The 1,709-nt window shown below is 63.3% G+C and carries 1 protein-coding gene and 1 pseudogene; both read left to right on the top strand.

Going from position 1 to position 1,709, the window contains the following annotated elements; translation table 11 throughout:
- Nucleotides 1–272 (top strand): annotated as a pseudogene (locus AC5RWA_RS21590) (DUF4192 domain-containing protein); the annotation flags it as partial.
- Between the two features lie 23 nt (nucleotides 273–295).
- Entirely contained in the window at nucleotides 296–1,561 is a 1,266-nt protein-coding gene (locus AC5RWA_RS21585) for an IS256 family transposase (RefSeq protein WP_494059013.1), read from the top strand.
- Nucleotides 1,562–1,709 lie beyond the last annotated feature (148 nt).

The following is a 1,709-nucleotide window of genomic DNA, read 5'->3' as shown; positions in this document are numbered from 1 at the left end:
TCGACTCCAAAACCTTCCCAAGCGACGACGACTGCCACGCCCTCGTCGCAAACCTGCAATTCCCCACAATCCGCGACCGCATCATCGCAGACATCCCAGGCGTCGACGAACCCATGCAACAAATCCTGTTCGCCCAAACAGAACAACCGCCGAAGTGGTCACGCATCGAGTGGGCACAACAACTGCTCTTGCACGCCTACACTCGGACCAGCGCCGAGCACGCAGCACCGGTCCTCACTACCATCGGCGGGACTGTAAGTTTTCCGGTGTAACTCTTGATGAAGAGGAGACACCTGTGACAGATGTGACAGCCGCCGTAACGGACGCTGTGGACGAGGAGCTGGTTCGGCAGTTGACTGAGCGTGCCCGGGCCGAGGGACTGCAGCTGGCCGGGGAGGGAGGGCTGCTGCAGAAGCTGACCAAGCTGGTCATGGAGTCCGCGCTTGACGGCGAATTGGACGATCATCTCGGCTATGGCAAGCATGATCCGGCCGGGCGCGACGGCGGCAATTCCCGCAACGGCCGGCGGTCCAAGACGCTGCTGACTGAGGCCGGGCCGGTGGAGATCTCGGTGCCCCGGGATCGGGACGGGTCGTTCGAGCCGCGGATCGTGGCCAAGCGGCAGCGGCGGCTGACCGGCGTGGATGACCTGGTCATCTCGCTCTCGGCCAAGGGCCTGACCCATGGCGAGATCGCGGCGCATCTGGCCGAGGTGTATGGGGCGGAGGTGTCCAAGCAGACCATCTCCACGATCACTGATCGGGTGCTGGAGGGGATGGGAGAGTGGCAGAACCGGCCGCTGGATCCGGTGTACCCGGTGATCTTCATCGACTGTGTGAACGTGAAGATCCGCGACGGCCAGGTCGCGAACCGGCCGATCTACGTCGCCCTGGCGGTGACTGTCGATGGGACCCGGGAGATCCTCGGGCTGTGGGCCGGCGAGCACGGCGACGGCGAGGGCGCGAAGTACTGGCTGCGAGTGCTGACCGAGATCAAGAACCGAGGCGTGGCCGACTGCTGCATTCTGGTCTGCGACGGGCTGAAGGGGCTTCCGGACGCGGTTGCGGCGGTGTGGCCGCAAACGGTGGTCCAGACGTGTATCGTGCACCTGCTGCGCAACAGCTTCCGCTATGCCTCGAAGAAGGACTGGTCCCAGATCGCTAAGGACCTCAAGCCCGTCTACACCGCCCCGAGCGAGGCGGCGGCGCTGGACCGGTTCGCGGATTTCTCGGGCAAGTGGGAGAAGCGGTACCCGGCCATCATCGGGCTCTGGACCAACGCGTGGGCCGAATTCGTGCCGTTCCTGCAGTTCGACAACGAGATCCGCACAGTGATCTGCACGACGAACGCGATCGAAAGCATCAACGCCCGTATCCGCCGCGCCGTGAACGCCCGCGGCCACTTTCCGACCGAGCAGTCCGCGCTGAAGTGCATCTACCTGGCAATCATGAGCCTGGACCCCACCGGCAAGGGCCGGAAACGCTGGAGCAACCGCTGGAAGGCCGCACTCAACGCCTTCGAGATCACCTTCGACGGACGCCTGTCCGCCGGCAGGAGCTAGAAAAAAACAACCCCCAGTTACACCGAATAATTGACAGACCCCCATCGGCTACTGCGCCCGTCAAGTTTCTGAGACAGCTTGATTGATTTTCTTCTTACGCCGCTACTGGGTTGACCGTGTTTTGATAATTGGCCAAGGCGCGTGCCGG

The sequence above is a fragment of the Arthrobacter sp. 210 2 genome (genome assembly GCF_059093025.1).
This window is presented reverse-complemented; position numbering and strand designations above follow the sequence as displayed.